Here is a 1,818-nt window from a genome sequence, read left to right as displayed (position 1 = left end):
GTTGAGTTGTCCACGTCGAGCTCAAACGCGCTGACTAGGCGCGCGTCCGCGGGGACCTTGTCTCCCTCTTCGAGGGAAAGGATGTCACCCACCGTCACGTAGGACACGGGAATCTTCTTCGTCGTGGCCTCCCGGATCACTTTGGCCTCTTCGGGGACAAGCAGCCGGAGCGCCTCCACGGCCCGCTCCGCCCGGCGCTCCTGGAACAGGCTGAACAAGACCGCGATGGCAACGACGGCGAGGATCGCGAACCCCATCTGGGGCGTGTTCGTCCCGAATGACAAGATCGCGGCGACGATCAAGAGGACGTTGAACAGGTTCTTGAACTGGGCGAGCGCCTTCCGCGAGAGCGGAGTCTTCTTGGCTTCCGGAAGAACGTTGAAGCCGCGCTCGTCGAGGCGTCGTGCGGCGTCGACCGCGGTCAGGCCGTCCGGCCCCGTGGAGAGTTCTTGGTAGAGCTGGTCCAGCGGGAGCCGGGCCCAGAGGCGCACGGTCTCCGATGCGTCATCCGCCGACTTCGCCATACCCAGATCGCGTCTCCCCAGCCACTGGACACCGCGTGTCCCCGACCGGTCACACGTCCCGTCGGGCAGAGGCACCCCGCTTATCAAAATTGGCGCAGGGTCATGGCTGGCGCGGTTGGCCGATTGCTGGATGGTCGGGTTATAGATACAGCACCCACGTCACGGATGTAGGGTGGGAGCAACAGACCGCGGCCTCCGCGCCGTGCGTGTTGTCGATTTCCGTACGTCGGAACGGAGGAGGCTCCATGCCAAGGTTGATAAAGTCCGAGCTTCTGCGCGGCCGGACGCCTGGGTCGTCGATGAAGGGAGGACGGGAAGCCCTGAACTCTCGGGAGTTAGGACCGATGAATGAGGAATCCGCAGACAAACGACTTCGGTATCGAGGAAACGGGACTCCGCACCCGTGCGGGCCCTAAGGAGCAGATTCGGTTCCGAACCCCATCTCGCCCAGACCTTTTCCGGCCAACCGGTCCGCGCATCGAGGGATTGTGGGGGGCTGACCTTTCATGATTCCCGAAATCGTCCAGTTCGTCGTGGCTTTCGCCTTCGCCCTAATCCTCGCCTGGGCGATTGGCATGTACATTGCGCTGCTGATCCAGGGCCAGCCCCGGCCATTCGAGCGGACCTGGTCGAGGATCGAGCGCGCGCTCTTCCAAGTCGCAGGCATCGACAAGGACGCCCCGATGACCTGGAAGCAGTACCTCACGGCCATGATTCTGACGAACGCGCTCATCTTCGGGTTCGTCTACGGCCTGCTGGCATTCCAGGGGTTCACTCCCGACCTGGCGTTCAACACCGCATCCTCGTTCGCGACGAACACGAACCTCCAACACTATGCCGGGGACTCCTCCACGAATCCACTCACCCTCCTCTCCCAGCTGGGGCTCCTAGCCGCCATGTTCATCGCCCCCGGGACCGCATTCGCGGTCTGCATCGCGTTCCTACGCGCGTTCCACTACACGAGCCACAACGTCGGCAACTTCTACGTGGATCTCACCCGGGTCACTCTGAACATCCTCCTCCCCATCGCGATTGTCGGCGGCATCCTGCTCACCGCCTTCGGCGCACCACAAACCTTGTCGATGAGCCAGACCACGGGGAGCCTCGCGGGTGGCCCGCAGACGGTGTACATTGGGCCCATCGGGGCCTGGGAGTCCATCAAGGACTTCGGGAACAACGGTGGTGGGTTCCTCGGCGCGAACTCGGCTCATCCGTTCGAGAACCCCAGTGGAATCACGAACATCCTCGAGATCATCTTGATTCTCAGCGGAGGCCTGGCGTTCCCCTTCGCCTA

Annotated in this window: 2 protein-coding genes; one reads left to right on the top strand and one right to left on the bottom strand. The window is 63.0% G+C overall.

All coding sequences use genetic code 11. The features are described from left to right. Positions 1-524, bottom strand: a 524-nt coding sequence (locus tag VEY12_12580; GenBank protein ID HYM40955.1) for a cation-transporting P-type ATPase, incomplete at its 3' end; no start/stop codon positions are given. 506 nt (positions 525-1,030) lie between these two features. Here VEY12_12580 and VEY12_12575 point away from each other — a divergent pair. Further along, the coding region (locus tag VEY12_12575; protein HYM40954.1) for a potassium-transporting ATPase subunit KdpA at positions 1,031-1,818 on the top strand (788 nt) is incomplete at its 3' end.

This window comes from Thermoplasmata archaeon (assembly GCA_035632695.1).
Classification (GTDB): domain Archaea; phylum Thermoplasmatota; class Thermoplasmata; order RBG-16-68-12; family RBG-16-68-12; genus RBG-16-68-12.
This window is presented reverse-complemented; position numbering and strand designations above follow the sequence as displayed.